This window comes from Bacillus nitratireducens, assembly GCF_036320425.1.
Classification (GTDB): Bacteria; Bacillota; Bacilli; order Bacillales; family Bacillaceae_G; genus Bacillus_A; species Bacillus_A nitratireducens.
On sequence record NZ_JAUMJO010000001.1, the window covers coordinates 480,291 to 504,914 of the forward strand.

Genomic DNA, 24,624 nt, shown 5'->3' on the forward strand with positions numbered 1-24,624 from the left:
TCATTTACCTTTTATTTATCTCGTAAGTTTCTTCCAGTCAACGTAAGGAATACTGTTTCTAAGTTCGGGGCCTGCTCCTCTAACGAACGAATTTCAATGTCATGATTAATGAAATGCTGAATAATTTTATTTAAATTATTTACTCCTGCATCCGAGTTTACTTTAATTACGTTCTCTTCAATTTGAACAGCTTTCACACCATTTATCTCTTTTAAATTTTCTACATCTAAATTTTCTACTGACTTTACTTCAATCCAAATATCTTTCGTATCTGTAATAATCGCTTTTAACTGTTCTTTCGTTCCTTCTGCAATTACTTTACCGTGATCGACAATTGCTATTTTCGAACAAATCTCTTCTACTTCTTCCATGTAGTGACTCGTATAAATAATGGTGCTTCCCATTTCATTTAATTTTCGAACAGACTGGAGGATATAGTTTCTTGATTGTGGATCAATTCCAACTGTCGGCTCATCCATAATAATTAATTTCGGTCTATGAGCGATTGCACAAGCGATATTCAGTCTTCGTTTCATTCCACCAGAAAAGTTTTTTGGGTAACTTTTATGTTTATCGCTAAGCCCCACAAATTGAAGTGCTTCCTCTACTCTCGCTTTTAACTCCACTCCTCTTAACCCATACAATCCAGCAAAGAATTTCACATTTTCATAGGCAGTTAACTCTTCATAAATCGCAATATCTTGCGGAACGATACCGATGTTCATTTTGGCAAATCGATTATGTTTCTTTATATTTTTTCCTAGTATGCTAATTTCACCTTCATTACTTCTTAACAACCCAGCAATCATATTTATCGTTGTACTCTTACCAGCACCATTTGATCCTAAAAAGCCAAATATCTCTCCTTCTTTAATAGATAACGACATATTATCTACCGCGATGAAATCACCAAATTTTTTCGTTAAATTTTTAATTTCTAATGTATTCATCATTTCACCCCTATTTCGGTTTCTCTGCTGTTTATTATAAACAAAAAAAGTGAACCTGCTCAGTGCAGAAGTTCACTCTTTTCACATGAGAATATTCACTTTTTTCATATGAGATGATTCATCCCTCATATCGGCAACAACATCGTTACTGAAAAACCACTTGTTCCATCTACAATGATTTTACCGTTTACAGACGCTGTTCGCTCCTCCATCCCCATAATACCGAGGCCTTTCTTAACGAGATCTGCACCTTTACCATTATCCTTCACTTGTACTTTCACCATCTTGTTAAGTACATGAATATCGATTGAAATGACTGTCGCATCAGCATATTTCATCGCGTTCGTTAGTGCCTCCGTAACATTTTCACCGATAATCTTCCACTGAATTGGTGAAATCATATCCAAATTCCCTTTATATACGAAAGGAATATTTACATCATGCTTACCAGCAAATTCCTCTATGAATAATTTCATACGATGAATGCCAATTTGCTCTGTTGGTGGCTTCATATTTTTTAATGTAACCCGAATACTTTCAATTCCATCTTTCGAAATATGAATTGCATTTTGTAATAACTCGGCAGATTTTTCTTTATCTATCCCCATTAATCTCTTTGCTGCTTCCATTTGAATTAGCGCACCTGTCATCGAGTGACCGATTTTATCATGAATTTCTTGTGATAACCGATTTCTCTCTTCTAACTTAAATGTGTACTCCGATTGCCTTATGTACTCTTTATTTTCATTTAGGCTTTTCGTCAGTCGCTGCATATCTTTTCGCATCTTATCATTTTGTGATTCAAGCTTTAATACACGCGATATATACCGTTCTGCCATAGTTAATACGATGAAAGAAAATGCAACAATTAATCCATATGTCATTCGAATACTTTCTTCTGTAAAGATAATAGGAATCATCATAATGATAAAAAGCTGCCATTTCTTCTCTATATAATGAAATATTATTTCATATAAGTTCAATGGTAAAAACAAAATAAAAAACGGATGAACCTTCCATGTAAATAACATAACTATACCAATTGAAACACTAGTTAATATATTTTTGTACGTATCTTTTTTAAATATAGAAATCAGAACGTTTACAGAAAGATATAAAAGCAAAGTAAGTATAATCCATGGTAAGTTCGCGACATTTAAATAAATGTAACTAAACACAATATATATAAAGACAATTAATTTACTTACAATTAACCAAAATTCCATATCTTTAATCTACTTTCCCTGTTAAATAATAAATTGCAATTTGTGTACGATGTTCAAGTCCAGTTTTCCCTAAAACTGATGTAATATAATTTGCAATCGTTCCTTCAGATATGAAAAGTTTCTTCGAAATTTCTTTATTTGAGAAACCTTTCGCAATTAATGCGATAATACTAAGCTCTCTTTCTGTGAAAAGGCTCTTATCAATTTTAGATTCTTCTTCTTTACTTTCCATTAAATTAGACTTAATTTTATCAAGTACTACATCTTGCATAACAGTTTGACCGTTATATACTCCTTTTATTGCATCACGGATACGCTCTGGATCGTTATTTTTTAACAAATAACCTTTCGCTCCGTTTTTTACTGCGTCCAAAATATATTCATCATCATCAAACGTCGTTAAAATTAGCGGTTTCGTTTTCGTCTCTTCACAAATGAACTTTGTTGCCTCTACCCCGTTCATGTTTGGCATACGAACATCTAAAAGGGCAATATCGACGTCGTTCTTTTTGCAATAGTCCACTGCTTCTTTCCCATCATTTACTGTATCTACAACTTCGAACTCTTCATATGTATTTAAAATAATTTTCATGCCTTCTCTAATAAAAGAATTATCATCCGCTATTAATATTTTAATTTTCATGTTTGTTAGTATGGACCTTCCCCTACTAACATTCACATCCTTTCTTCCCGTAACATTTCCTACTTGCTCATTATATACTTCTCTTTACCATTTTTTCACACCTTTTTTCATATAGCTTCCTTCCTAAAAATATATTATTCTTTTTTTACAACATGTGTAGGGTGACCGATCATTTCTTACGTCTATATAATAGAATGCGTCAAAAAGGAGGGAGAGACCCATTGAGGAAAAACAATTAATTGAAAAAGCACAGCAAGGAAGCGAACATGCTTTTCGTATCCTTGTACAAACATATCGTCATTATATTTTTCAAGTTATCTTTTCTATTTTAAGACATGAAGAAGATGCTAAAGATGTTACACAAGAAGTATTCGTAAAAATTCACAGCTCTCTCCCTAATTATCAATTTCGCGGATTAAAAACGTGGATGGCACGTATTGCCACCAATCACGCTATTGATTATAAAAGGAAGAAAGCTAGAGAACACGAAGAACTCTCCTTATGTAAAGAAACTGAGGAAAATATAAAATCCTCTCATAACATTGAAGCTTTACTATTGACGAAAGAACAAAAATTATTGATTGCTCAAAAACTAAGAGAACTTCCGGAAAATTACCGTGATGTCGTTCTCGCGCATTATTTAGAGGAAAAAAGTTATCAAGAAATTGCTTTTCAGGAAAATATCGAAGTGAAAACAGTCGAAATGAAACTGTATCGGGCAAGAAAATGGATTAAAAAACATTGGAAGGAGGAAGAGTTTCTATGATGCATTATTCAAAAGAAGATTGGCGCAATTATACTTTAGATTTTATAGCAAGCAATGAACGTGAATCTATGGAAGAACATCTTTATGAATGTGATCATTGTTTAGCACTTTATATGGAAAGTATTGATGAACAACATGAAAACCTTCCAATGATAAATGATGATTCATTTACGAACGAAGTTATGACGCAAATTAATTTTGAAACACTACAATCTAATGAAAATATAAAAACAAACTCACTAAAGCGCACGATTATTCACTACATAATTGCAACTGCGGCTACAATTATTTTTATGGTAAGTGGTTTATTCCAGTATATTTTCACAGCAACATCAAATTTCGAGAAATCTTCAAAACATAACGAGTCTTCTATCTCACAACAAATTGTAAACAAATCGGTAGACACATCAAAAAAGGACGGAGGTTCAAAGCATGAATAAAAATCCCTTTTTAGCACTTGTATTAGGGCTAATTCCCGGGCTTGGACATTTATATTTAAAGAAATTTGGACGGTTTATTTTATATAGCGGAGGGGCTGTATTTCTATTTATCTTTGCAGCATTTTGTACAATAGCATTAGGTGCGCGTGATATTGCTTTTCTTTCTCTATTTTTACTAGTCGTCTTATGGGCGATCAATTTATTAGATTTAGTTATCACTATTATTAATCAATCAAAAAAACAAGCTGCCGGAGAATTTACAGAGTCCTCTAAAGAGAGCGAACGATTTTATATCATTCTCCTATCAATCATCCCTGGACTTGGACATTTTCAATTAGGACTTATGCAACGTGGACTTACATTTTTAGTAGCTTGCACAGGAATCGGAAGTATGATTATTTTCGTTGCACTTTTAACATCGCAAGAAAGTTTCCTTATCTTCCTTATTACATTACCTGTTTTATGGATTTACAATTTCTTCGATGTTGTTCAGCAACTCCAGAAAAAAGAACGTGGCGAGCAACTAGATGATCGTACTATTTTTGAAGAGTTTGAAGAACACCGTGAACAAGGAAAGAAGAATAAAACATTCGCTTCTATTTTAGCGATGTTCCCCGGAGCAGGACATATGTATTTAGGCTTACAACGCCGCGGCCTTCAGCTTATGGCAGCCTTTTTACTTTCCATATATTTACTCGACTTATTAAGACTTTCAGCGTTTTTATTTTTAGTTCCAATCATTTGGTTCTATAGCTTTTTTGACGCTTTACAGCAAACCGCAAAGTATGGAAAAGAACGTGTAAATGACGAACCTATCATTGATTATTTTATCAATCATCAAAGATGGATCGGCATTGGGTTAATTACACTCGGTGGTTATTATTTATTAGATCAAACAGTCCTTCCTATTTTGAACGATTACTTTGCAACTATATTTAACATTCATCTTAGCGAACTATATTATCGCTATTTCCAAACATCTATCGTTGCACTCCTCTTAATTGGTGGCGGCTTTAAATTGTTAATTGGAAATAAAGAAAACAAAGGTGGTACAAAAGAATGAGAACATGGCGCGTTGGAACATTTTCAATGGGGCTTTCTATTATTGCATTAGGTTGCTTCTTACTATTTTCAGTTATAAAAGGTACTGAGGTATTAGATTCCTTAACAGCCTGGTGGCCTGTTTTACTTATCATACTTGGCGCTGAAATTTTACTATACCTTCTATTTTCTAAGAAGGAACATTCATTTATTAAATATGATATTTTTAGTATTTTCTTTATCGGAGTTTTAGGAAGTGTTGGAATTGCTTTTTACTGCTTATTATCAACTGGATTGCTAGAAGAAGTTCGTCATTCTATTAACACAACTAGACAAACGAGTAATATTCCAGACGGACAACTTGATATACCTGAATCTATCAAAAAAATCGTAGTGGATGCGGGGCATCACCCTCTAACGATAGAGGGTGATAATACAAATCAAATTCATCTTTTTGGAACATATGAAATGACGACAAAAGCAAATGAAAAACCTAATTTAAAAAGAGATGATTTCCTTTCAGTTCAAACGGCTGGAGAAACGATGTATATAACGTTAAAATCATTACCGGTTCAGCATACGTTATTTAACTCAGCACCACAGGTAAAACCAACACTCGTTCTTCCGCAAAATAAAAATGTAGAAGTTCGTGCTTCAAATAACGAACTATCCCTTTATCCAGGCCAATTACAAAATAATTGGTTTGTACAAGAAAGTTCGAATGTATCTGTTCATTTAGCAAAAGAAAGTGATGTATCTTTAATCGCCGTAACAAACAAAAAAGAAACTCATGGAAACACACCATGGGAACAAGTAGAAGATTTAACGAAAAAAGAAAATAATTCTTCAGAAGAAAATCCAGAATTAAACGAGCAAGAACATTGGTATAAAAACTCGATAAAAACAGGAAATGGGACGTACAAATTAAATATTGAGAAAGCTTATAATATAAATATGAGTGTTATCGAAAAATAAGAAACCTTCCACAATTGTGGAAGGTTTTTCTTATATAATCGCTTTTATTCCTTCTAAAACTAATCCAATCATAAAACCACAAACAGCCCCGTTTACACGAATCCACTGCAAATCTTTACCGACATTATTTTCAATCATTTCGATTAATGTTTTATCATCTAACTTATCAAGGTTTTCTTGCACAAGCTTTCCAATTTTCGAATGATTCTTTTCAACTATAGTAACAACTTGTTTTTGTAACCAATCTTCTATTTTTTGAACAGTCAGTTCGTCTTCTTTTATTTTATTCATTTGTGTTTGTAAGAATGGAACAACATATTTATCAGCAAATTCTTCATTCTTCACAAAGGTAACTGCCCTTTGTTGTACTTGCTCTAGCATCTCTTTTATTTTTTCAGTAGCATCCCAATTTGCAATCCATTTTTCTTTCCACTTCTCTAATTCCTCTAATAAAGATTCATTTTCTTTTACATTTATAATTTCTTGACGAATCTTCGCTAATATAAGTTGTCTTGTGCTATTATCAGCATCTTGCAAGCTGTTAATATTGCTAATAATAAACTTCTGCAAAATGCCACCAATTTTATCTTCATCAACAATGTTCATAAACGATTTCAAAGTAAACTGTAGGAATCCATCTACTTTTATGTTTTCCATCGCCTTCATGCCTAAGCTTCCGAGCTGATAACGCGCTTCATCTTGAGCTGTCCAATCTTTCACTTTTACCAATATGTAATCAAGTGTTTTTTCATCATATTCTTGCACTACTAATTGATCCACGAGAACTTGTAATATGTTACTTGTGTTAATTGTATGCAAATACGTTTTTAATTCTTTTTCAATAATAACTGCCAATTTTTCCGTATCTATTTGAAGAATCGCTTTCTCAGCAATTGTTACAATCCCTTTTTTCACAGCATCAGACTGTAACTCTTTCTCAGCAATTTGCAGTACCATTTGCGCTAGCTGCATTTCTTTTACTTTACTTGTAATACTTTCTTTCGTTAGCCATTCGTTTTCTAACGTAGAAACGAGACCCTTTGTTACCCGTTTCCGATTTTTAGGTAATAATGCTGTATGTGGAATTGGAATTCCCAACGGATGACGGAATAAAGCTGTAACCGCAAACCAATCCGCAAGTCCACCAACTAACCCAGCTTCAAATCCCCCTTGAATAATCTCCCCAGCTACCGTTCCTTGAAAAGGGATGGTAGCCGCAAAACCTACGCCCATAACCCCAAGCGAAATACCCGCTATATATTTAGTCTGTAATGACATCGTATACACATCCTCTTATTATGTAAAATAAAGCTTTTTGTTATTTTCATTCGATATTAGCAATCCTTTATATCTATACTATAAAGAACTAGTGCGAAAATAACAAAGAATTTTATGTACATGAAAAAAATGAGGCTGTAAATAGCCTCATTTTTATTTATACGTTAATTCCACACCTGTTTTATAATACCCATTCATCACGTCTTTTGGAACCATACTTCCACCAGTTCCCCACACAATATGTGTACCTTCCTTCACCTTCTCTGTTAACTGTTGTTTTTGTAAATATTCATTTTCAGTTTTGCATACATTCAACGGCCCTATCATACCCGCTAATGCAGATGGCTCTAAATAAATATTTTCAGTATCAGCCAGTTCTTTTAATAATCTATATAACGCTTCATCACTTACTGTGTAATTTCCACTCAAAAATGGTTCCATCGTTTTACCGACAAATCCAGATGGTCTTCCTACTGCAAGCCCATCCGCATCAGTTACATTGTCAATCCCGATATCTTGAACGGCAATTTTATCGTGAAGCCCTGTCATTAAACCGAGTAACATACATGGAGAGTGCGTAGGCTCCGCAAAGAAACAGTGTACGTTGTCTTTATACAATAACTTTAAACCAAATGCTACTCCGCCAGGTCCTCCCCCTACTCCGCACGGAAGATAAACGAATAAAGGGTGCTCTTCATCTACTACAATCTCTAACTCTTCTAATTGTTTTTGTAAACGTGACGCTGCTACTGCGTATCCTAAAAATAAATCATGTGAGTTTTCATCATCAACAAAATAACAGCTAGGATCTGCATCTGCTTGCAGTCTTCCTTCTTCTACCGCTTTACTATAATCAGCTTCATATTCAATAACGTTTACACCTTTACTTCTTAATAAATCTTTTTTCCATTGTTTTGCGTCTGCTGACATATGGACCGTCACATTAAAACCTAATTTCGCACTCATAATCCCAATGCTAAGCCCTAAATTTCCAGTAGAACCTACTGCAATTGAATACTTCGCAAAAAAACCTCTAAATCTATCACTATCTAAAATTGAATAATCGTCTTCCTCTGTTAACATTCCATGCTGAAGTGCTAATTGCTCTGCATGTTTCAACACTTCATAAATGCCGCCTCTAGCTTTAATTGATCCTGATATCGGAAGCCCGCTATCACATTTTAATAATAATTCCCCTAAAATAGGTTGCCCATAACTTTTCTCTAAAGATTGTTTCATAGAAGAGATTTTCACTAAAGGTGATTCTATAATACCGCCCGTTTCTTTCGTTTCAGGAAATACTTTCGCAATATATGGTGCAAAACGCTTTAATCTCTCTTCCGCATCTTTTACATGTTCTTGATTAAGTGGCGAATTTTTTATTGCTGTTTCATACTTTTCCATATTCGGGTTTATCCAAAATACTTCTTCTGTTGCGATTAAGTTATTTACTAGTGGATATTGCTCTTTTAATGCCTCTATCTCCTTCATTCCTCTTCCTCCTCATATCCTTGTAGCTAGCCATATAATAAATTATAATTAAATTAATTTTAATATAGTTTAACATAAATAATTCATTTTAGTTAATTTTAATTTAATTTATTTAAATATAATTTAATAATTATTAAGGAGCATTTATTATGGAGAATATAGATATCGGTAAAAAAATTGAAAAACAAAGAAAAGAGAAAGGATTAACTAGTAAAGAATTGGCAAAGATGGCCGAAATCACACCATCCATGCTTAGTCAAATTGAACGTGGTTCTGCTAACCCTTCCATTCAAACGTTAAAGGTACTCGCAAAAGCTCTTGATGTTCCAACATTTAGTTTTTTACTCGAAGAAACAAATACAGATGATTTAATCGTGCGCTCTCATAAAAGAAAAAAAATGATTATCGATAATTTATCATATGAATTGTTATCACCTGATTTCACAGGAAATTTAGCAACAGCAATTATGACTATCCCACCGAATACTGCTTCATCAGAAAATGTTCTAGAACATAAAGGAGAAGAATTAGCATTTGTATTAGATGGAGAAATCACATTGCACTTAAATGAAGAAGAATACACATTAGAAACTGGTGATAGCGTAAAAATACCAGCTTATTTAAAACATAAATGGGTAAATCAATTCGAGAAAAATGCGATTGTTTTATTTTCTGTTACTCCGCCGATTTTTTAATTCATATAATGATACAGAAATAGCCATGCATAGATGCTCTCTGTGCATGGCTACTTTTATTTTTTTGGTACGAACAAGATCCCTAAACTAATAACAAAAAAACTGAGTATTTGCTGTATTGAAAGACCAAATAGAACTGAATTTTGTTCACTAATAAGTGAAATAATGATATGAGCAATTCCCTCGCAAATTAGAAAAAAGCTTATATTCTTTCCCTTTCCTAATCTTTCATTTTCAATCCATAACGAGCCAATTATACAGAGTGCGAGTATAATCTCATACATGAAAATAGGATGATACAAAAATCTTGATTCATATATTTTCATCCCCCACGGCAGTGTCGTTTGTGCACCTACTTCTTGATGGAATAGAAAATAAAAGATAATACTCACGCACAATCCAAAAGGCAATGTATCAAGTAAAATCCGAAGAGAAAATTGCTCTTTTTTACTTTTCCAAACAATATATATACTGGCAATTATGCATCCTACTATAATATGTTGCATGCTCCCTACAGCTAATAATGCTTGCACCGGCGATCCAAAAGCCCATACTGGATTTAATATTGCCGGTGCAAATTTCCATACTAATACAATGATGAGAAAACCATTCGTTACTGCATCCATCATTTTTTCATATTGAATATTTTGCTTTTTCATCCTTAGTTTCATCAGAGTAAATCCAAATAAACTTCCTATTATAAGAGAAACTGGTTGTAACCTCACCATCCACTCCATCACTATGAAATCCCCTCTTAATTCTCAATTAATTTCTTAAACTTCTTTTCTAATTGATCTGGAGGTAATACACCTCGTGCTTGATCTACTATAATTCCATCTTTATTAACAAAAAATGTCGTTGGTAAAGAGAATACTTTATAATCTAATCCAGCTACTCCGTCCATATCTAATAGAACTGGAAATGTAAATCCGTGGCGATCTGCAAATGCACTCGCTTCTTGTACTGGATCACCGATTGTTGCATTTACCGCAAAGATTTCAACATCCTTTTTATATTTATCATACAAACGAACTAAATCAGGAGCCTCCATTTCACATGGGCCACACCACGATGCCCAAAAATTAATAACATATGGCTTTCCCTTTGCATCATTTAATGAATACAACTTCCCATCTAATCCTTTTAATGTTATGTTTGGTGCTTTAAATCCTACTTGTGGTAATACTTCTTTCTCTTGTAACTCCGCTTGTTTCGCTTTTCTTTCTTTTTCTTCTTTCTTTGTATTATAAAAGTTAACTCCTGTCCAAATTAGTGCCCCGGCCAGTATAATAGCAATTAGTTTCTTCACTTTTCTTCCTCCTCATTTCTAAAATCCTGTAAATCCACCAAATATACGAATAAAGAATGCTGTAATTTTCGTCATTTGATTTGTATATAATAAAACCCCTGTTAGTATCATCATTCCACCACCAATTTTCATCATGACATTGGCATATGTAACAATCCACTTTACCTTTCCAATAAAAAATGCCATCACGAAAAACGGAACTGCAAATCCAAGGGTGTACGCTGTAATATACAGAAGCGCACTTTCAGGATTGGTCGCACCGAGCATAAGCACTGCAGAAAATATCGGTCCAACACACGGTGTCCATCCTGCTGCATATGTCATGCCGACCAAAATTGAGCGAATATACCCTGTCGATTTACTTCTATATTGTACTTTTTTCTCTGCCATAAGCCACTTAGGCTGAATCAATCCAGTCATAAATAGCCCCATTAAAATAATAAATATCCCACCAATTTGCTGAATCAGCCTTTGATTAGATGAAAAAGTAACCCCAATCCAGCTTACCGATAAACCTAACGCATAAAAAATAACCGAGAAACCAATCATAAAAAATACTGTATGTATAATCGCTGACTTTTGCATAATTCCACGATTTTCTTTTAAATCTTGAATAGAAACACCTGTAATATACGATAAATAAGATGGATATAGCGGTAAAGAACATGGTGATATAAATGAAAGTACCCCAGCCCCTACTACTAGCCAAAGTGTTAAATCCGCCGCATTCATTTTATCCCTCCCGAACACACTACAATGCGTAGTGTTAATTATTAAAAAAAGAGGCTATATGCACTCTCCGACAATAAGTACAATCGACATACAAAATAGCCCTAACGTTACATATACTGAATTTGTATGTAATGGCATATTCAGCTTAACAACTTTCTCATTCAACACTTGCTCAATTCGTAAATTAATTGCGGTTTTCGCAAACGACGCTGTAATACATTGATTTTCCATCGTCTTTATTTTAATTAATTTTAATAATGCACTACCTAGCTCAAAGGAAGATTTCATTTTTTGCATCGCATATTTATCTGCTGATAGCTCTTGATATACATGATAACGCTGCAGCATCCCTTTTAATATAGGAATATACATCATTCCTTCAGCTAACAAGGTAAAGAAAAATAACTTTAATGGATCTCGATTTTTTTGATGATATTCCTCATGTAATACAATCGCATCAATTTCTTCCTCAGAAAATGCCTGAAACATTCCTTCTGAAATGACAATTTTCGGTCGAAATAATCCAATTGTAAATGCCGTAATCTGTAACGTTGATAATACGTATACTTGCTTTCCTTTTCTAGTAATAGACACGAGATTTCTTTTCAATTTTTTACTATAAAAAAATTGCTTCCAAATTCTTTTACTCATAATGATTACAGTAAATAACAGTAATCCGGCTATCATTATACGAAGTATTGATAGTTCCCTCATATGTTTTTGTAATTCAAATAAACAAAATTGCGAAAGGAAAAATGCTTTATTTTGAAAAAGAAATGGGTATGTAACGTAGTATACTAACATGCTTAAAAAAAGCACACTAATAGTCACTGCTAACAAAACGATTTTACGCATTTGCCACTTCATTTTATCGGTCCTCTTTTTTTTAGCTGACTTAATTTCTCTTCTAATTTTTTTATTAAAGATGGATCAGCTTGTTCTAACTCATCTATCATATGGTTCACAACAAGATCCCCAAATTCACCCATTAATTCCTGTGTCATTTTCTTCGTTTGATTAGATAAAAATTCTTCCTTCGTTTGTGTAGTACGATACATACCACTTCTTTTCACAATATGCTTTTCTAAATGTGCTTTCTCTACTAATCTGTTCATAACTGTCATTACAGTATTAAAATTCACCGGGGTTTCTTCACTTAATTTCTGTTGCACATCTTTAATGGTAATACCTTGAGTAGCCCAAACAATTTCCATTATTTTCGCTTCAAGCGGTCCGAAAAAGTGATTTAACCCTTGCTCATTTAATTTGTAGTTTTGAGTAAACATCGTATGGCCCCTTTCACACTACAGATTGTAGTATAAAATATATAGAAGGTCAAACATAAATGATATTAACTGATACTTAAATGAATCCTAATCCCTACTAATTAGTTAGCTGTACCGCGTTCGATTCATTGTAAACCTAACTTCTCACCAAATGTATCATAAAGATAATATTCTAATATTTGCACGCTAAATTTCTCATTACGCCCGAGTGCAAATAATTCCCGATCCTTAGCTACGATAGTATCTAATGGAATCACCACATTATCCACTATTTTTGCAATTTCAATTATATTACTTTCTACGTTTACTTCTGTTTTAAATTCAATATTTTCTAATACTATATGTGAACGTCTTCCTGATGCAAAAAAAGTAAAGTTAGGATTTTTAAAAATTCCAATTTCACTCTCTAACGGATATAAATATTTATAAATTATATCTCTGTGTCCATCTTTTATTATTTTTTCATCTTTTTCATCATCTAAATATTCTTTCACCTTCGCTGCGAACTCAAATCGAAAATCCACTCTTTCACGCTCCCTCTTTTCAGTTTACGCTAATAAATATATTAATATAATTTTACCATATTATGAAATAAATTCCTATAAAAAGGAAAAAATATTTTTTGTAAAACTACTGTTATTCCCCGTACTTTTTAATATAAATACTCTTTCAATATTCATTAGTACGTCATTATATTCATTTAAACATATTGTTTCCATACTTTGAAACAATATTATCCAGTATTATATATCAATAAAGTGAAACTTTAATCAGTGGGGGTTTTGTTCATCCCCCACTGATTATTAGTCTTCACCAATCGGGCGTTTACGGGCAGCCCGACTCCCACCTAACTGCTTTGCTCCAGTCGAATTTTGAGGTGGGAGTCTTACTGCCCGCAAATAGCGGGATAAACTGCATCTAATTCCTTTCTATCTACAGCTATCAATACCTCATGCTATTTCAATATATTGTTTGCTTTATTTCCCCTTATTCATTAAATCACAGAAGGAATGTAACTCCCCACTATCGAATTTTTACATAACAAATATTATTAGGTGGTGCTTTACTATGAAATTAGCTGTCATTGGTGGCGGTGATTTACAAGATCCAAATCACTTGCATATTAATGAACGACTTATAGAATTAACAAATAAACAATACCCAAAAGTATTATTCATTCCAACAGCTAGTCATGATGATGAAGGATATATAAAGTTATTTTTAGAAACATTTGAAAAGCAATTACATTGTGAGGTTCAAATTTTACGCATTTCAACCGAAACACCTACTAAATATGAAATAGATGAGATGATTTATTCTGCCGATTTCATTTATCTTGGCGGTGGAAATTACGTTCACATGCTTGAACAATGGAAAGAACATAAACTAGATGAAAAGTTACTATTTGCTTTAAAACGTGGAACACTTATTGCAGGATATAGTGCCGGCGCTATGTGCTGGTTTACATCTAGCATACGTTCAGATTATGAAGGTTCTGGTTATGTAGAAAGTAGTGGCTGGAGTATTGTTAACAAAAGATTTTGCCCTCATTACAATCAATTAAATAGAATGAATGCCTTCCATACGTTTTTACAAACTCACCAAGGTAATATAGAGGGCATCGCATTAGAAGATAATTGCGCTTTATATATTACAGAAGGTTCATTTGAAATTATAGGTGCGCCAGATACAGCTTGGGAGTTTTATATGAATAATGGAAAACTCATTAGACAACATTTTGACATAACTTTAAAAAGTTATTTATAAGCATTCATCAAAAAATGTCCCTAAGTATAATGACTTAGGGACATTTTCATCTTTTAACTCACTAATCGTGTAATTCGTTTCTTCTGCCATGAAAGCTTATAATATGCATACTGTAATATTAAGCTGACGATGAATGCAGCTGGATACCCAATCCATATCCCTTCTATTCCAAGGCTCGTATGGTAAGAAAGATAATACGCCACAGGTACTTCAACAAGCCAAATTGATACAACACTGATTACAGTTGGCCATAGTACAGTACCACTTGCTCGCATTGTCGCACTAATAATTTGTGCATGACCGAAAATTAAGTAGCTCCATAATGTAATCATGATTAGACTATGAGCAATGTCAATTGTATTTTGACTTGTTAAAAATAGTGCTAAAATATCTCTTGAGAACAAGTAAATAAGAGATATTAATACACCACCAATGATATAATTCATAATAATTCCGGCCTTAACAACTTTCTGCAATCGATCAAATTGGTTCGCACCGATTGATTGCGCTGCAAAAATTGATACGGTAATACCGAGGCTAACCGCTGGCATTTGTACATAACTTGCAACTTGGTTCACAACACCATACGCCGCTGTTGCATCTGATCCATAGCGATTCACAAATGCAATTACTGCAATTTCTGATAATGAAACTAATATCATATTAATACTCGCTGGAATACCAAGTCGTAACAATAACTTTAATAACTCCCAGTCCATACGAAGATATTTTCTTACTGTCCCGTCTAATTGTAGTGGATGATTTTTCTTCTTTAAATACACTAGCATGACAATAAACGTAATAACTGTAGATATAACTGAAGCATAGGCTGCCCCGTAAACATCTAATTTCGGAGCTCCTAACCAACCAAAAATAAGAATTGGTAATAAGATCATATTTAGCGCTGTACTTACGATTAAAAAGTAAAATGGTGTTTTAGAATCTCCTGTACCTCTCATAAATGTTGTGTATGCAAAATATAAAAATAATACTGGCATAGATATAAATAAAATTCTTGCGTAATGCACACTTATTTCAATAATATTTTCTGGTGTTCCCATAAGACGCATAATATCCATCGCAAAAATACTTCCTATTATCGCCAACACGACTCCGATAATAAAAGTAAACGTAAGCGTCGTACCAACGATAGCTTTTAAGCGCTCTTCATTTTTAGCACCAAATGCTTGACCAATTAAAATTGAACTACCAGAACCAATTCCAATTACAAATGAAACGAGCAGGAAAAATAATGGGAAGAATGCCGATATAGCTGCTAGATCATTTACGCCAAGCCACCTTCCTACTACTACCATTCCAAATAACTGTCCAACTGACTGTAATACATTACTTAAAAGTAACGGCACTAAAAACATGGACATCGATTTCCAAATCGGTTTACTCTCACTTTCTAACTTATGTGACTCCGCACCTTCTTTATTGTTATCTGTAGGTGGTTTCAAATTTCATTTCTCCTTTTATTAAAAATCTGTTTTTCAACTTCTATATCTTTGTATAGTTGTTATAACGATGTGCTTCTATTCATCTTCTTTTCCGTATTATTATAACTTCACCCAATATTGGCTTCCATCAGCTGTTCTATCTAAAAAACCATATTCGATTAAATATCTTCTCAAAGTTACAAAATCCGGATATATATTTTCTAAAACTGTATTTACTTCTTTTTCAGTATACTTTTTGTTACTATCGAATTTCTTCACCAAATGACGTAATATAATTAATTTACGCTTTTGCTTTTTCGGAAATTTAGAAAGCGGTCCATCCAAACCTTCTGTAAAATGTGCTGTTAAAACTTCAGCATTTTCTTCCTCTGTAATATTGTATCGATCATCCACCATCGTAGCTGTTCTATGAATCGGTACAAATTTAGTTTGAACTTTTGATTTTTCTTCTGACAATTCCATTAACGCTAAAAATACTTTTGCTTGCTTCATTTTCTCGCGCAATGTAAATCGATGATTACGAATTGTCGACGTACTCCCACCATCCATTTCTTTTACAATCTCTTTATCATTAAGTCCCATATGGAAAAACTGCACCATCTTCTTTTGCAACTCAGTTAAACCCGTAAACTTCTTATCAAGATTTAATAAATATTCAAACATAGATGTATGCTCATTTTGAATATGCAACTGTATAAACTTCTCTGCTTCATACAAAACTTGATTTTCTTGATAAATAACCCCTTTTATAAACGTTTCTCCGCAAGCTAAACAAATATATTCTTCTGCTACCTCGTCAAACACATACCCTTTCTTTAATTCCTCTACCGATGCATCCCAAAACTTCTCTGAAATATCACTCATACTAAACACTCCTTTAAAAGGTTTACTTAAAAACAAACAAATTACAATAACGTTTATTATCACTACATCATCTTACCATATCAAAAGTAAACATTTCAATGTTTCGTTTACCTATTTTATAAACTTTAATTAAAACATCTATTTATACGTTATAAAAAGGACTTGTCACAACAAACAGCGAATGTGTTTTTAGAAACCACTTATTATTAGGATGTGAAATAAAATATGGTTACTTTAAAAGGTCCTTGGTTTACGATAAAACAAATCCTACAGATTTAGTTCAATCTCTAGACAAAATCACAACTTTCTTGCCCATTGAACAAATTTACGGTTCACATCATACTCTTGGTCTTTCACCTACTATATTGAATGAAGTAAAATACGCTATTCAATATTTAAGTGATAACAACCTCGTTCAACATGGAACCGGCATTCACTCATTCCAAAACTTCAGTATTCAATTTTAACTACAAAAAAGGTGTTTCCACATATAGAAACACCCTTTTTATCCTTTATATATTTTATAAACAACTTCCACTAAAACTTTACTCGCTTGTACAAATACATGTTTTCGCTTTCCATCCTCAACGAATCTATTTGAGCAGCCATTCATAATCATCATACAACTAATTATGACTAGCACTACGCTTCTATTCTTGTTAGTCACTTTTTGCCACTCCACTACTAAAAACTTCATTTAAATTTATCCTATCAAAAAATTTTACACGAATAATAAACCGAAAGAATATGCAATTCTGCATATTCTCACGTTTCATTACGATGCTGTGATTTAATTTAGTTAAAGAACACGTATAACGAGGTGACTAACTTGAAGTTTAAAGCGAAAAAAAATCCATTTCACGTCATTTTTATTACATTATTTATAATTATTTTTTTCATTTCGCTATTCTTCCAAAACGAAAATTCTATTTTTTTCACTCTTATGATGCTGTTAAATATCGTGAATCTCTCTTCATTCTATTTCTCCCACTACAACATAACGGAATCTTCTCTTATTGTAAAACACGGTTTCATATTACGTACTGAAATTCCATTTGAAGATATTCGTCACATTAAATACTCTGGCAAAACACTCCGTTCAGAAAAATGGACTAGGCAGCAATTAGAAATTGATTATAATTTATTTGACTCAGTGACAACTTTCGTACCACAAGAAGAAGAAAGATTCATTTCACTCTTAAAAGAGAACTGCCCACATATGAAAGTAATGAATACGTCTGCTAACAAATAATATCTTTTGGAGCTTGCAGTAGTACAAGTGGCGGAAACATAAAAATGAATATCAAAAAAGCCAAGATTCTAAACTAAGAATCTTGGCTTCTTCTATTACTCTTTCGGAGCAATCATTTTTTTCGGATCTACAATTTCATCAAATTGCTCTTCTGTTAATAATCCAGATTGCAGTGCTGCCTCTTTTAAAGTTAACCCATCTTTATGAGCATGCTTAGCAATTTTCGCTGCATTTTCATATCCGATATGCGGGTTTAATGCTGTAACAAGCATTAATGAACGATTCACATTCTCTTTAATTACTTCTTCATCTGCTTCAATACCAACTGCACAATTATCATTAAATGAAACAACTGCATCTGCTAATAAGTGAGCGGATTGTAAGAAGTTATATGCAATAACTGGTTTAAATACGTTTAGCTCAAAGTTACCTTGGCTCGCAGCGAATCCGATTGTTGCGTCATTTCCCATAACTTGCGCTACAACCATTGTTAATGCTTCACTTTGCGTTGGATTTACTTTACCTGGCATAATAGAGCTTCCTGGCTCATTTGCAGGAATAATAATTTCCCCAAGACCGCTACGTGGACCACTTGCAAGCCAGCGTACATCGTTAGCAATCTTCATCAAATCAGCAGCTAATGCTTTTAATGCTCCATGTGCAAATACAACTTCATCATGACTCGTTAACGCATGGAACTTATTTGGCGCAGAAATAAATTGCTTACCTGTAAATTGACTAATTTCCTCTGCTACCATATCACCAAATTTAGGATGAGCATTAATACCAGTTCCAACCGCAGTACCACCAATTGCTAATTCTTTCATATATGTATTACTATCTGCAATCATACGCTCTGTTTTTTCAAGCATACGGTGCCATCCGCTAATTTCTTGTCCTAACGTTAATGGTGTTGCATCTTGTAAATGCGTACGACCGATTTTAATAATATGTTCAAATGCAGTCACTTTTTCTGCTAAAGTTTCTTTTAATTTCGTAATTGCCGGTAATACGTGATTTTCTACTGCAATTACACATGCTACATGAAGCGCTGTTGGAAATGTATCATTTGAACTTTGAGACATGTTCACATCATCATTCGGATGAATATGTACGTCAGATCCCTTATCTTTCAAAATTTGATTCCCTCGATTTGCAATTACTTCATTCACATTCATGTTTGACTGTGTACCGCTACCCGTTTGCCATACGACAAGCGGAAAATGTTCATTCCATTTCCCTGCAATCACTTCGTCAGCTGCTGCTACAATTGCTTCTGCTTTTTCTTCTGATAGCTTTCCTAATTTTTGATTGCTAAGCGCTGCACTTTTCTTTAAAATGGCAAATGCTTTTACAATTTCAAGCGGCATTTGCTCTGTTCCAATCGGGAAGTTTTCTTTACTACGCTGCGTTTGCGCTGCCCATAATTTATCAGCTGGAACTTTTATTTCTCCTAATGTATCTCTTTCAATTCTGTACTCCATTTTTTCATCCCCTTGAAAATAAAATACCTACATCTCTTATATTAACAGACTTTCAATCAAATGATAAGGATTCTCACTCATATATACAAATATTCAATATTTTTTTTGAAAATTCCTCTTGACCTAAACTTAAGTTTAGGCTGTATCCTTTCCATTGTAACCTACTATAACACTACTGGAGGAATTCAAAATGAAAAAATATGCTTTCATAACAGGTGCGAATAAAGGGATCGGATATGAATTGGTTCGTCAATTAGCAGAAAAAGACTATCACGTATTTTTAGGTGCTCGTAATAAACAACTTGGACAACAAGCCGTAGAATCTTTACATGTTTCAAACGTTTCCTATATTCAAGTAGACATTTCTAGTGCTCAATCCATTCAAGAAGCACTCAAAAAAACCCATGAAACGACTGACCACTTAGATTTATTAATCAATAATGCAGGCATAGCACTCGACTTCCATACGCTACCTAGTGAATTAAATATTGAAACTTTACGCCAAGGATTTGAAGTTAACTTTTTTGGAACATTCCAAATGGTGCAAGCCTTTTTACCATTATTAAAGAAATCAAACAACAGTAAAATTATAAATGTAACAACTGACATGGCCTCACTAACAATGTTTGCTAGCGGTGAAACACACCCAATTAACATATTAGGATATAATTCTTCAAAAACAGCTATTAATGCTTTAACATTAGCATTTAGCAAAGAATTTGGTACTAACGGTCCAGCAATTTTCGGAGTAACTCCTGGTTTTACAACTACTGACCTAAATGGAAATTCCCCAGGTGGCCTTACGACTAATGAAAGTGCTAAAATTATTATTAAATATGCATTAAGTGAAACAAACTATAATGGTAAAATACTAAATAAAGACGGCATTATACCTTGGTAATAAAGGGGTGAATGATATGTATTATACAATTGGGCAAGTCGCCAAAATGCACTACTTAACTATTTCTCAAATACGTTATTACGATAAACAAGGACTGTTCCCTTTTCTTAAAAGAAATGAAAAAGGAGATCGAGTTTTTGATGAAGAAGCACTGAAATATTTAGAGATGATTTTATGTTTAAAACACACCGGTATGCCAATTCAAAAAATAAAACAATTTATCGACTGGTCTATGGTGGGAGAATCCACCATCCTTCAACGGTTGGAATTAATGAAACAACAGGAGACCAACGTCTTACAGCTCATTCAAGACACTGAAAAAAACTTAAAAAAGATACAACAAAAAATTGCTAAATATGAGGACGAAATAACTTCTTCAACTCCTATTACAAAATAAAAAATCACCTTCTACATATTGTAGAAGGTGATTTTTTATTTTATGATGCTTGCTTTCCTTTATCTGCATCATCTACATACCAAATGAACTTGCCTGTATATCCGTAAATAACGGCTAAAATTAACGATACAAAGCTTAACCACATAAACGGAACGTATGAGAACGTTGCTACACCTAAAATACCAGCCATAAAAATACCATTATCCGACCACGGAACCATACCAGAAGTTAACGTTCCACCTACTTCTGAGTTACGCGCTAATACACGGCGGTCTATTTTTAATTTATCATAGCTATCTTCCATAATTTTCGGTGTTAAAATAAGTGATACGTACATCGCACAACCAAATATATTAGCTAAGAATGCCACGATTAATGTAGACAATGTTACATTACCTGCAGAATTTAATTTCTTCTCAAATTTTGATACGATTACTTTTAAAACACCTAGCTTTTCAAGTAGTCCACCAAAACCTAACCCGAAAATAATAACGGCTACTGAACCGAGCATACCGTTAATTCCACCACGGTTTAATAACTTATCAACAAACTCGACACCAGATTGAATTGAGAATCCATTATATGCTGTTCCAATTGCCTCTCCAAAGTGCATTCCTTGGAAAAGAGTTGCCCAAATTGCACCAATTAAAGCTCCCATTGCAATTGTTGGCATAGAGGGTTTCTTCATCGCTAATAGAACGATAACAATGACCGCCGGAACAAGCATCCATATTTTAATATCAAATTCCTTTAATAAAGCTTCTTTTAAAAACTCTACTCGATTCAAATCTACATTATCGCCGCCATACATCCAACCAGCTACAGTAAACATAATGCTAGTAATAATATAAGCCGGAACATCTAATACGAGCATAGCTCGAACGTGAGCAATAACATCTACTTTTGCCATAGACGCTGCAAGAACTGTGCTATCAGAAAGTGGTGATAATTTGTCGCCGAAATAAGCTCCTGAAAGAACTGCACCAGCAACAAGCGGAAGTGGTAAGCCAAGTCCTTCACCAATCGCCATCATAGCAATACCTGCTGTTCCAACTGTTCCCCATGATGTTCCTGTCGCGATAGAAGTTATCGAACAAATAATTAATGTTGCTAATAGGAATATGCTAGGGTGAATAAACTCTAATCCATAATAGATTAATGTTGGTACAACGCCACCAGCAATCCAAGTTCCAATTAAAGCACCTACTGCAACTAAAATCAGTATTGCTTCCAATCCGTTAGAAATCCCTTTCGTAATTGCATCTTGCAATTCTTGATAACGAAATCCTAATCTTAATCCAAGCGCAATTACTAAAAACCATGAAATAAATAGCGCTAATTGAATTGGGAGATCAAAAATCGTTTGGAAGGAAAAGACAACAGCAAGAAATAGTAATAAAAGAACTATGATTTCTAGCATCGATGGTAATCTTACACTTTTCATTTTTTTCTCTCCTTACAAGTCGATAACATGACGTATGTCGTCTTACATGTATGTAATATACAATTAGCGAAGACAAAACAAAATTTTCATATTATTTCGATTTATTTTTCCAGTATAATATATGGACACCTTTTCTATTGTAAAAGTAGATGTTACTTTTCGCAATGGAAAATATAAAAAATGTTACATTTTTATTTAGATAGAACAATTCAAGAATAACTTTTTTAATATTTGCCACAACAAAACTTTTTACTATTATCCTCACCTTTTAAGGAGTACCATTTTTCCCCATATAAAAAAGCACACATCATTAAAATGATGCATGCTCCACTTTTTATTTATACATATTTTGTATTTCTTCTTTATTTTTGAGTATTTCCACAAACTTATCGCTACAACCTTTCGGAAATAATACACCAAGCCCATATGAATGCTCAAACTGAAAATGAGGATCCTTCGCTTTAACTTCATCCCAAAACTTATACACGCCGAAGTCTCCAGTTTTAACTTCAATATCATGAAATAAAACGATACCGTTATCCGCAAGTTTCGGTAACCATGTTTTATAATCATGAGAAACTGCTTCGTACGTATGATAACCATCAATATGCAACACATTTATCGTTCCATCTTGAAACTGATCCACTGCCTCGTCAAAAGTAGAACGAATTAAATTACCTATATTAGGATAACTCATATTTACTACTTTATTTACTATTTGAAAAACACCTTCCCCATATGGACCTGTATGCTCATCTCCCGTCCAAGTATCTACAGCAAAACATTTTGTATTTAATCCTCCATCTTTTGCCCCTTGACAAAAACTGAAAAAGGAAGCCCCTAAATGTGTACCTAACTCAACTAATACTTCTGGCTTTTCAAACCTTACTAAATCATATGCGAAATCTAAATGCCCAACCCACGCCGTATTCGCCCGAATAAAATGACTATAATTATCAAATTCAAATGTTGGTTTATGAGTAACCCAGCTCATCACATATCTCCTTCTACATATATTTTTAGCAAATCAAATTACTCTTATCTTTATTTTTTTATCCTCTTGATTATGATTCAATCTTATAATTTTAACTTGCTTTATTTAACCTACTTCCTTGTATTGTAGACCTAACTACACCTTATACAATTTCCACTTAAGGAAATCAGAAATTTTAATTTATAAATCCCCCATTTCGTGATATATTGCATATTGTATACAATATATTTTTTGGGAAGGAGGACTACATACCTTATGGATCCAAATCGATTAAAAGGAATTTTAATGGTCATAATCGGCGCTTGTTTATGGGGGTTGTCAGGAACAGCAGCGCAACAACTTTTTCAATCCGAAACAGTTTCTACTGAATGGTTAGTTACCATTCGTCTGCTTATATCCGGCGTCATCTTGCTCATTATTTCATCATTCGGAACGAGCAGAAAAGAGATATTCGGCATCTGGAAACAAAAATCTGATGCTTATAAAATGATTTTGTTTGGCCTATTCGGTATGCTTGCTGTACAGTATACGTATTTCGCTTCCATTAAAGAGGGAAACGCTGCCGTTGCAACATTATTACAATATTTAGCTCCTATATTTATTACTGTATATTTACTTTTCAAATGGAACGTTCGTCCATCAAAAATTGATTTTATTTCAATTACCCTTTCATTAGTAGGGACTTTTCTATTACTAACAAACGGGTCTGTTCATAACTTGGCTGTTTCTACACCAGCTATCGTTTGGGGCATTTTATCTGGATTATCTCTCGCATTTTATAGCTTATATTCAAAGGAATTGTTAGAAAGATGGTCTTCATCCGTTATCGTTGGATGGGGCATGATTATTGGGGGAGTAGGCGTAACGATTTTACACTTTATTTCCACAAACGAATTCATTTTATTATCAACTATGAAATATGTAAAACTAAGTACCCTTCCGCTCATTGCCTTTGTAGTTATTTTCGGAACACTTATCGCATTTTATTTATATTTAGACAGCATAAGATACCTTACTCCAAAAGAAACAACATTATTTGGTTGCACAGAACCGCTTGCAGCTATTATATCTTCTGTCGTAATATTGCACGTACCATTTCAATCTTTTCAAATATTAGGTGCTTTTTGTGTCATTATAATGGTGCTCATATTAAGCCAAAAACCAGATGAAGGACAATCGAAGCTAAAACTCGTTAATGAAAAAAGACACAATATACAATGAAAGGA

General features: G+C 33.5%; 27 protein-coding genes and 1 pseudogene. 11 read left to right on the plus strand and 17 right to left on the minus strand.

The window, feature by feature from the left end; translation table 11 throughout:
* Positions 1-11 precede the first annotated feature (11 nt).
* The 3 genes from Q3V31_RS02490 to Q3V31_RS02500 all read right to left on the minus strand — a co-directional run bounded on the left by Q3V31_RS02490 (position 12) and on the right by Q3V31_RS02500 (position 2,819).
* Positions 12-950, minus strand: a complete 939-nt coding sequence (locus Q3V31_RS02490; protein WP_001093827.1) for an ABC transporter ATP-binding protein — start codon at positions 948-950, stop codon at positions 12-14.
* 125 nt (positions 951-1,075) lie between these two features.
* Positions 1,076-2,176, minus strand: a complete 1,101-nt coding sequence (locus Q3V31_RS02495; RefSeq protein ID WP_329762069.1) for a sensor histidine kinase — start codon at positions 2,174-2,176, stop codon at positions 1,076-1,078.
* Positions 2,177-2,180: 4 nt separating this feature from the next.
* Entirely contained in the window at positions 2,181-2,819 is a 639-nt protein-coding gene (locus Q3V31_RS02500) for a response regulator transcription factor (protein WP_050569672.1), read from the minus strand.
* Positions 2,820-3,096: 277 nt separating this feature from the next.
* On the opposite strand from Q3V31_RS02500, the gene Q3V31_RS02505 reads away from it, so the two are divergent.
* The 4 genes from Q3V31_RS02505 to exsE are packed head-to-tail and all read left to right on the plus strand — an operon-like array spanning position 3,097 to position 6,041.
* Positions 3,097-3,585 carry an RNA polymerase sigma factor gene (locus Q3V31_RS02505; RefSeq protein ID WP_071733781.1) on the plus strand — a complete coding sequence of 163 codons (489 nt, stop codon included), beginning with the start codon at positions 3,097-3,099 and terminating at the stop codon, positions 3,583-3,585.
* Positions 3,582-4,025 carry a hypothetical protein gene (locus Q3V31_RS02510; RefSeq protein WP_000972335.1) on the plus strand — a complete coding sequence of 148 codons (444 nt, stop codon included), beginning with the start codon at positions 3,582-3,584 and terminating at the stop codon, positions 4,023-4,025. The genes Q3V31_RS02505 and Q3V31_RS02510 overlap by 4 nt, the downstream gene beginning before the upstream one ends.
* Positions 4,018-5,088, plus strand: coding sequence for a hypothetical protein (locus Q3V31_RS02515; RefSeq protein WP_001039099.1), 1,071 nt, complete (start codon positions 4,018-4,020; stop codon positions 5,086-5,088). The genes Q3V31_RS02510 and Q3V31_RS02515 overlap by 8 nt, the downstream gene beginning before the upstream one ends.
* Positions 5,085-6,041: an exosporium protein ExsE gene (gene exsE / locus Q3V31_RS02520; RefSeq protein ID WP_097871797.1), complete on the plus strand. Its 957-nt coding sequence runs from the start codon at positions 5,085-5,087 to the stop codon at positions 6,039-6,041. The genes Q3V31_RS02515 and exsE overlap by 4 nt, the downstream gene beginning before the upstream one ends.
* A 30-nt stretch (positions 6,042-6,071) precedes the next feature.
* On the opposite strand, the gene Q3V31_RS02525 is transcribed toward exsE, so the two are convergent.
* Both Q3V31_RS02525 and Q3V31_RS02530 read right to left on the minus strand, forming a co-directional pair.
* On the minus strand, positions 6,072-7,319 hold the full coding sequence (locus Q3V31_RS02525) for a DUF445 domain-containing protein (protein WP_000058336.1): 1,248 nt from the start codon (positions 7,317-7,319) through the stop codon (positions 6,072-6,074).
* A 153-nt stretch (positions 7,320-7,472) separates the two neighbouring features.
* Complete coding sequence (locus Q3V31_RS02530; protein ID WP_000658329.1) at positions 7,473-8,810, minus strand: D-serine ammonia-lyase; 1,338 nt, start codon at positions 8,808-8,810, stop codon at positions 7,473-7,475.
* Between the two features lie 149 nt (positions 8,811-8,959).
* Between Q3V31_RS02530 and Q3V31_RS02535 the strand changes: the two genes are divergently transcribed.
* Positions 8,960-9,505, plus strand: coding sequence for a helix-turn-helix domain-containing protein (locus Q3V31_RS02535; protein WP_000427647.1), 546 nt, complete (start codon positions 8,960-8,962; stop codon positions 9,503-9,505).
* 56 nt (positions 9,506-9,561) lie between these two features.
* Here Q3V31_RS02535 and Q3V31_RS02540 read toward each other — a convergent pair whose 3' ends face one another.
* The 6 genes from Q3V31_RS02540 to Q3V31_RS02565 form a co-directional block, all read right to left on the minus strand.
* The gene (locus Q3V31_RS02540; RefSeq protein WP_002094654.1) at positions 9,562-10,245 is read right to left on the minus strand and encodes a prolipoprotein diacylglyceryl transferase family protein; all 684 of its coding nucleotides are present in this window, start codon (positions 10,243-10,245) and stop codon (positions 9,562-9,564) included.
* Positions 10,246-10,259: 14 nt separating this feature from the next.
* Positions 10,260-10,814: a TlpA family protein disulfide reductase gene (locus Q3V31_RS02545; protein WP_000733171.1), complete on the minus strand. Its 555-nt coding sequence runs from the start codon at positions 10,812-10,814 to the stop codon at positions 10,260-10,262.
* A gap of 18 nt (positions 10,815-10,832) precedes the next feature.
* Complete coding sequence (gene ccdA, locus Q3V31_RS02550) at positions 10,833-11,546, minus strand: cytochrome c-type biogenesis protein CcdA (RefSeq protein WP_097871795.1); 714 nt, start codon at positions 11,544-11,546, stop codon at positions 10,833-10,835.
* Between the two features lie 54 nt (positions 11,547-11,600).
* Positions 11,601-12,413 carry a M56 family metallopeptidase gene (locus Q3V31_RS02555; protein WP_000871963.1) on the minus strand — a complete coding sequence of 271 codons (813 nt, stop codon included), beginning with the start codon at positions 12,411-12,413 and terminating at the stop codon, positions 11,601-11,603.
* The gene (locus Q3V31_RS02560) at positions 12,410-12,832 is read right to left on the minus strand and encodes a BlaI/MecI/CopY family transcriptional regulator (protein ID WP_329762074.1); all 423 of its coding nucleotides are present in this window, start codon (positions 12,830-12,832) and stop codon (positions 12,410-12,412) included. The genes Q3V31_RS02555 and Q3V31_RS02560 overlap by 4 nt, the downstream gene beginning before the upstream one ends.
* Before the next feature lie 125 nt (positions 12,833-12,957).
* Complete coding sequence (locus Q3V31_RS02565) at positions 12,958-13,356, minus strand: DUF3942 family protein (protein WP_000347523.1); 399 nt, start codon at positions 13,354-13,356, stop codon at positions 12,958-12,960.
* Between the two features lie 544 nt (positions 13,357-13,900).
* Between Q3V31_RS02565 and Q3V31_RS02570 the strand changes: the two genes are divergently transcribed.
* Positions 13,901-14,599 carry a peptidase E gene (locus Q3V31_RS02570; protein WP_000762107.1) on the plus strand — a complete coding sequence of 233 codons (699 nt, stop codon included), beginning with the start codon at positions 13,901-13,903 and terminating at the stop codon, positions 14,597-14,599.
* Positions 14,600-14,652: 53 nt separating this feature from the next.
* Here the strand turns inward: Q3V31_RS02570 and Q3V31_RS02575 are convergent, their stop codons facing one another.
* Together Q3V31_RS02575 and Q3V31_RS02580 are read right to left on the minus strand one after the other, a co-directional pair.
* Positions 14,653-16,062: an MATE family efflux transporter gene (locus tag Q3V31_RS02575; protein WP_000804159.1), complete on the minus strand. Its 1,410-nt coding sequence runs from the start codon at positions 16,060-16,062 to the stop codon at positions 14,653-14,655.
* Positions 16,063-16,161: 99 nt separating this feature from the next.
* A complete protein-coding gene (locus tag Q3V31_RS02580) occupies positions 16,162-16,926 on the minus strand; it encodes a DUF2087 domain-containing protein (RefSeq protein WP_001280295.1) in 765 nt (254 codons plus the stop codon).
* A 251-nt stretch (positions 16,927-17,177) separates the two neighbouring features.
* Here Q3V31_RS02580 and Q3V31_RS02585 point away from each other — a divergent pair.
* Positions 17,178-17,393 (plus strand): annotated as a pseudogene (locus Q3V31_RS02585) (MBL fold metallo-hydrolase); the annotation flags it as partial.
* A gap of 38 nt (positions 17,394-17,431) precedes the next feature.
* Here the strand turns inward: Q3V31_RS02585 and Q3V31_RS02590 are convergent.
* Positions 17,432-17,623: a hypothetical protein gene (locus Q3V31_RS02590; RefSeq protein ID WP_000670934.1), complete on the minus strand. Its 192-nt coding sequence runs from the start codon at positions 17,621-17,623 to the stop codon at positions 17,432-17,434.
* A gap of 132 nt (positions 17,624-17,755) precedes the next feature.
* Here Q3V31_RS02590 and Q3V31_RS02595 point away from each other — a divergent pair, with 132 nt between their 5' ends.
* Entirely contained in the window at positions 17,756-18,178 is a 423-nt protein-coding gene (locus tag Q3V31_RS02595) for a PH domain-containing protein (RefSeq protein WP_000669064.1), read from the plus strand.
* A 95-nt stretch (positions 18,179-18,273) separates the two neighbouring features.
* On the opposite strand, the gene fumC is transcribed toward Q3V31_RS02595, so the two are convergent.
* Positions 18,274-19,662, minus strand: a complete 1,389-nt coding sequence (fumC, locus tag Q3V31_RS02600) for a class II fumarate hydratase (protein ID WP_000456603.1) — start codon at positions 19,660-19,662, stop codon at positions 18,274-18,276.
* 190 nt (positions 19,663-19,852) lie between these two features.
* On the opposite strand from fumC, the gene Q3V31_RS02605 reads away from it, so the two are divergent.
* On the plus strand, positions 19,853-20,563 hold the full coding sequence (locus Q3V31_RS02605) for an SDR family NAD(P)-dependent oxidoreductase (RefSeq protein WP_329762079.1): 711 nt from the start codon (positions 19,853-19,855) through the stop codon (positions 20,561-20,563).
* Between the two features lie 7 nt (positions 20,564-20,570).
* Positions 20,571-20,960, plus strand: coding sequence for a MerR family transcriptional regulator (locus Q3V31_RS02610; RefSeq protein WP_002079120.1), 390 nt, complete (start codon positions 20,571-20,573; stop codon positions 20,958-20,960).
* A 40-nt stretch (positions 20,961-21,000) separates the two neighbouring features.
* Here Q3V31_RS02610 and nhaC read toward each other — a convergent pair whose 3' ends face one another.
* Both nhaC and Q3V31_RS02620 read right to left on the minus strand, forming a co-directional pair.
* Positions 21,001-22,404: a Na+/H+ antiporter NhaC gene (gene nhaC / locus Q3V31_RS02615; RefSeq protein WP_000843984.1), complete on the minus strand. Its 1,404-nt coding sequence runs from the start codon at positions 22,402-22,404 to the stop codon at positions 21,001-21,003.
* A gap of 334 nt (positions 22,405-22,738) precedes the next feature.
* Positions 22,739-23,398: a class I SAM-dependent methyltransferase gene (locus tag Q3V31_RS02620; protein ID WP_097871791.1), complete on the minus strand. Its 660-nt coding sequence runs from the start codon at positions 23,396-23,398 to the stop codon at positions 22,739-22,741.
* 255 nt (positions 23,399-23,653) lie between these two features.
* Here Q3V31_RS02620 and Q3V31_RS02625 point away from each other — a divergent pair, with 255 nt between their 5' ends.
* Complete coding sequence (locus tag Q3V31_RS02625; protein WP_329762082.1) at positions 23,654-24,619, plus strand: DMT family transporter; 966 nt, start codon at positions 23,654-23,656, stop codon at positions 24,617-24,619.
* Positions 24,620-24,624: the final 5 nt, after the last annotated feature.

Coding starts and splice junctions, on each gene's coding strand:
- Q3V31_RS02535 (WP_000427647.1), top strand. CDS start 8,960: ATGGAGAATATAGATATCGGTAAAAAAATTGAAAAACAAAGAAAAGAG.
- Q3V31_RS02605 (WP_329762079.1), top strand. CDS start 19,853: ATGAAAAAATATGCTTTCATAACAGGTGCGAATAAAGGGATCGGATAT.
- Q3V31_RS02495 (WP_329762069.1), bottom strand. CDS start 2,176: ATGGAATTTTGGTTAATTGTAAGTAAATTAATTGTCTTTATATATATT.
- Q3V31_RS02510 (WP_000972335.1), top strand. CDS start 3,582: ATGATGCATTATTCAAAAGAAGATTGGCGCAATTATACTTTAGATTTT.
- nhaC (WP_000843984.1), bottom strand. CDS start 22,404: ATGAAAAGTGTAAGATTACCATCGATGCTAGAAATCATAGTTCTTTTA.
- Q3V31_RS02530 (WP_000658329.1), bottom strand. CDS start 8,810: ATGAAGGAGATAGAGGCATTAAAAGAGCAATATCCACTAGTAAATAAC.
- Q3V31_RS02490 (WP_001093827.1), bottom strand. CDS start 950: ATGAATACATTAGAAATTAAAAATTTAACGAAAAAATTTGGTGATTTC.
- Q3V31_RS02500 (WP_050569672.1), bottom strand. CDS start 2,819: ATGAAAATTAAAATATTAATAGCGGATGATAATTCTTTTATTAGAGAA.
- Q3V31_RS02570 (WP_000762107.1), top strand. CDS start 13,901: ATGAAATTAGCTGTCATTGGTGGCGGTGATTTACAAGATCCAAATCAC.
- Q3V31_RS02560 (WP_329762074.1), bottom strand. CDS start 12,832: ATGTTTACTCAAAACTACAAATTAAATGAGCAAGGGTTAAATCACTTT.
- Q3V31_RS02620 (WP_097871791.1), bottom strand. CDS start 23,398: ATGAGCTGGGTTACTCATAAACCAACATTTGAATTTGATAATTATAGT.
- Q3V31_RS02590 (WP_000670934.1), bottom strand. CDS start 17,623: ATGAAGTTTTTAGTAGTGGAGTGGCAAAAAGTGACTAACAAGAATAGA.
- Q3V31_RS02525 (WP_000058336.1), bottom strand. CDS start 7,319: ATGTCATTACAGACTAAATATATAGCGGGTATTTCGCTTGGGGTTATG.
- Q3V31_RS02555 (WP_000871963.1), bottom strand. CDS start 12,413: ATGAAGTGGCAAATGCGTAAAATCGTTTTGTTAGCAGTGACTATTAGT.
- exsE (WP_097871797.1), top strand. CDS start 5,085: ATGAGAACATGGCGCGTTGGAACATTTTCAATGGGGCTTTCTATTATT.
- Q3V31_RS02625 (WP_329762082.1), top strand. CDS start 23,654: ATGGATCCAAATCGATTAAAAGGAATTTTAATGGTCATAATCGGCGCT.
- ccdA (WP_097871795.1), bottom strand. CDS start 11,546: ATGAATGCGGCGGATTTAACACTTTGGCTAGTAGTAGGGGCTGGGGTA.
- Q3V31_RS02580 (WP_001280295.1), bottom strand. CDS start 16,926: ATGAGTGATATTTCAGAGAAGTTTTGGGATGCATCGGTAGAGGAATTA.
- fumC (WP_000456603.1), bottom strand. CDS start 19,662: ATGGAGTACAGAATTGAAAGAGATACATTAGGAGAAATAAAAGTTCCA.
- Q3V31_RS02515 (WP_001039099.1), top strand. CDS start 4,018: ATGAATAAAAATCCCTTTTTAGCACTTGTATTAGGGCTAATTCCCGGG.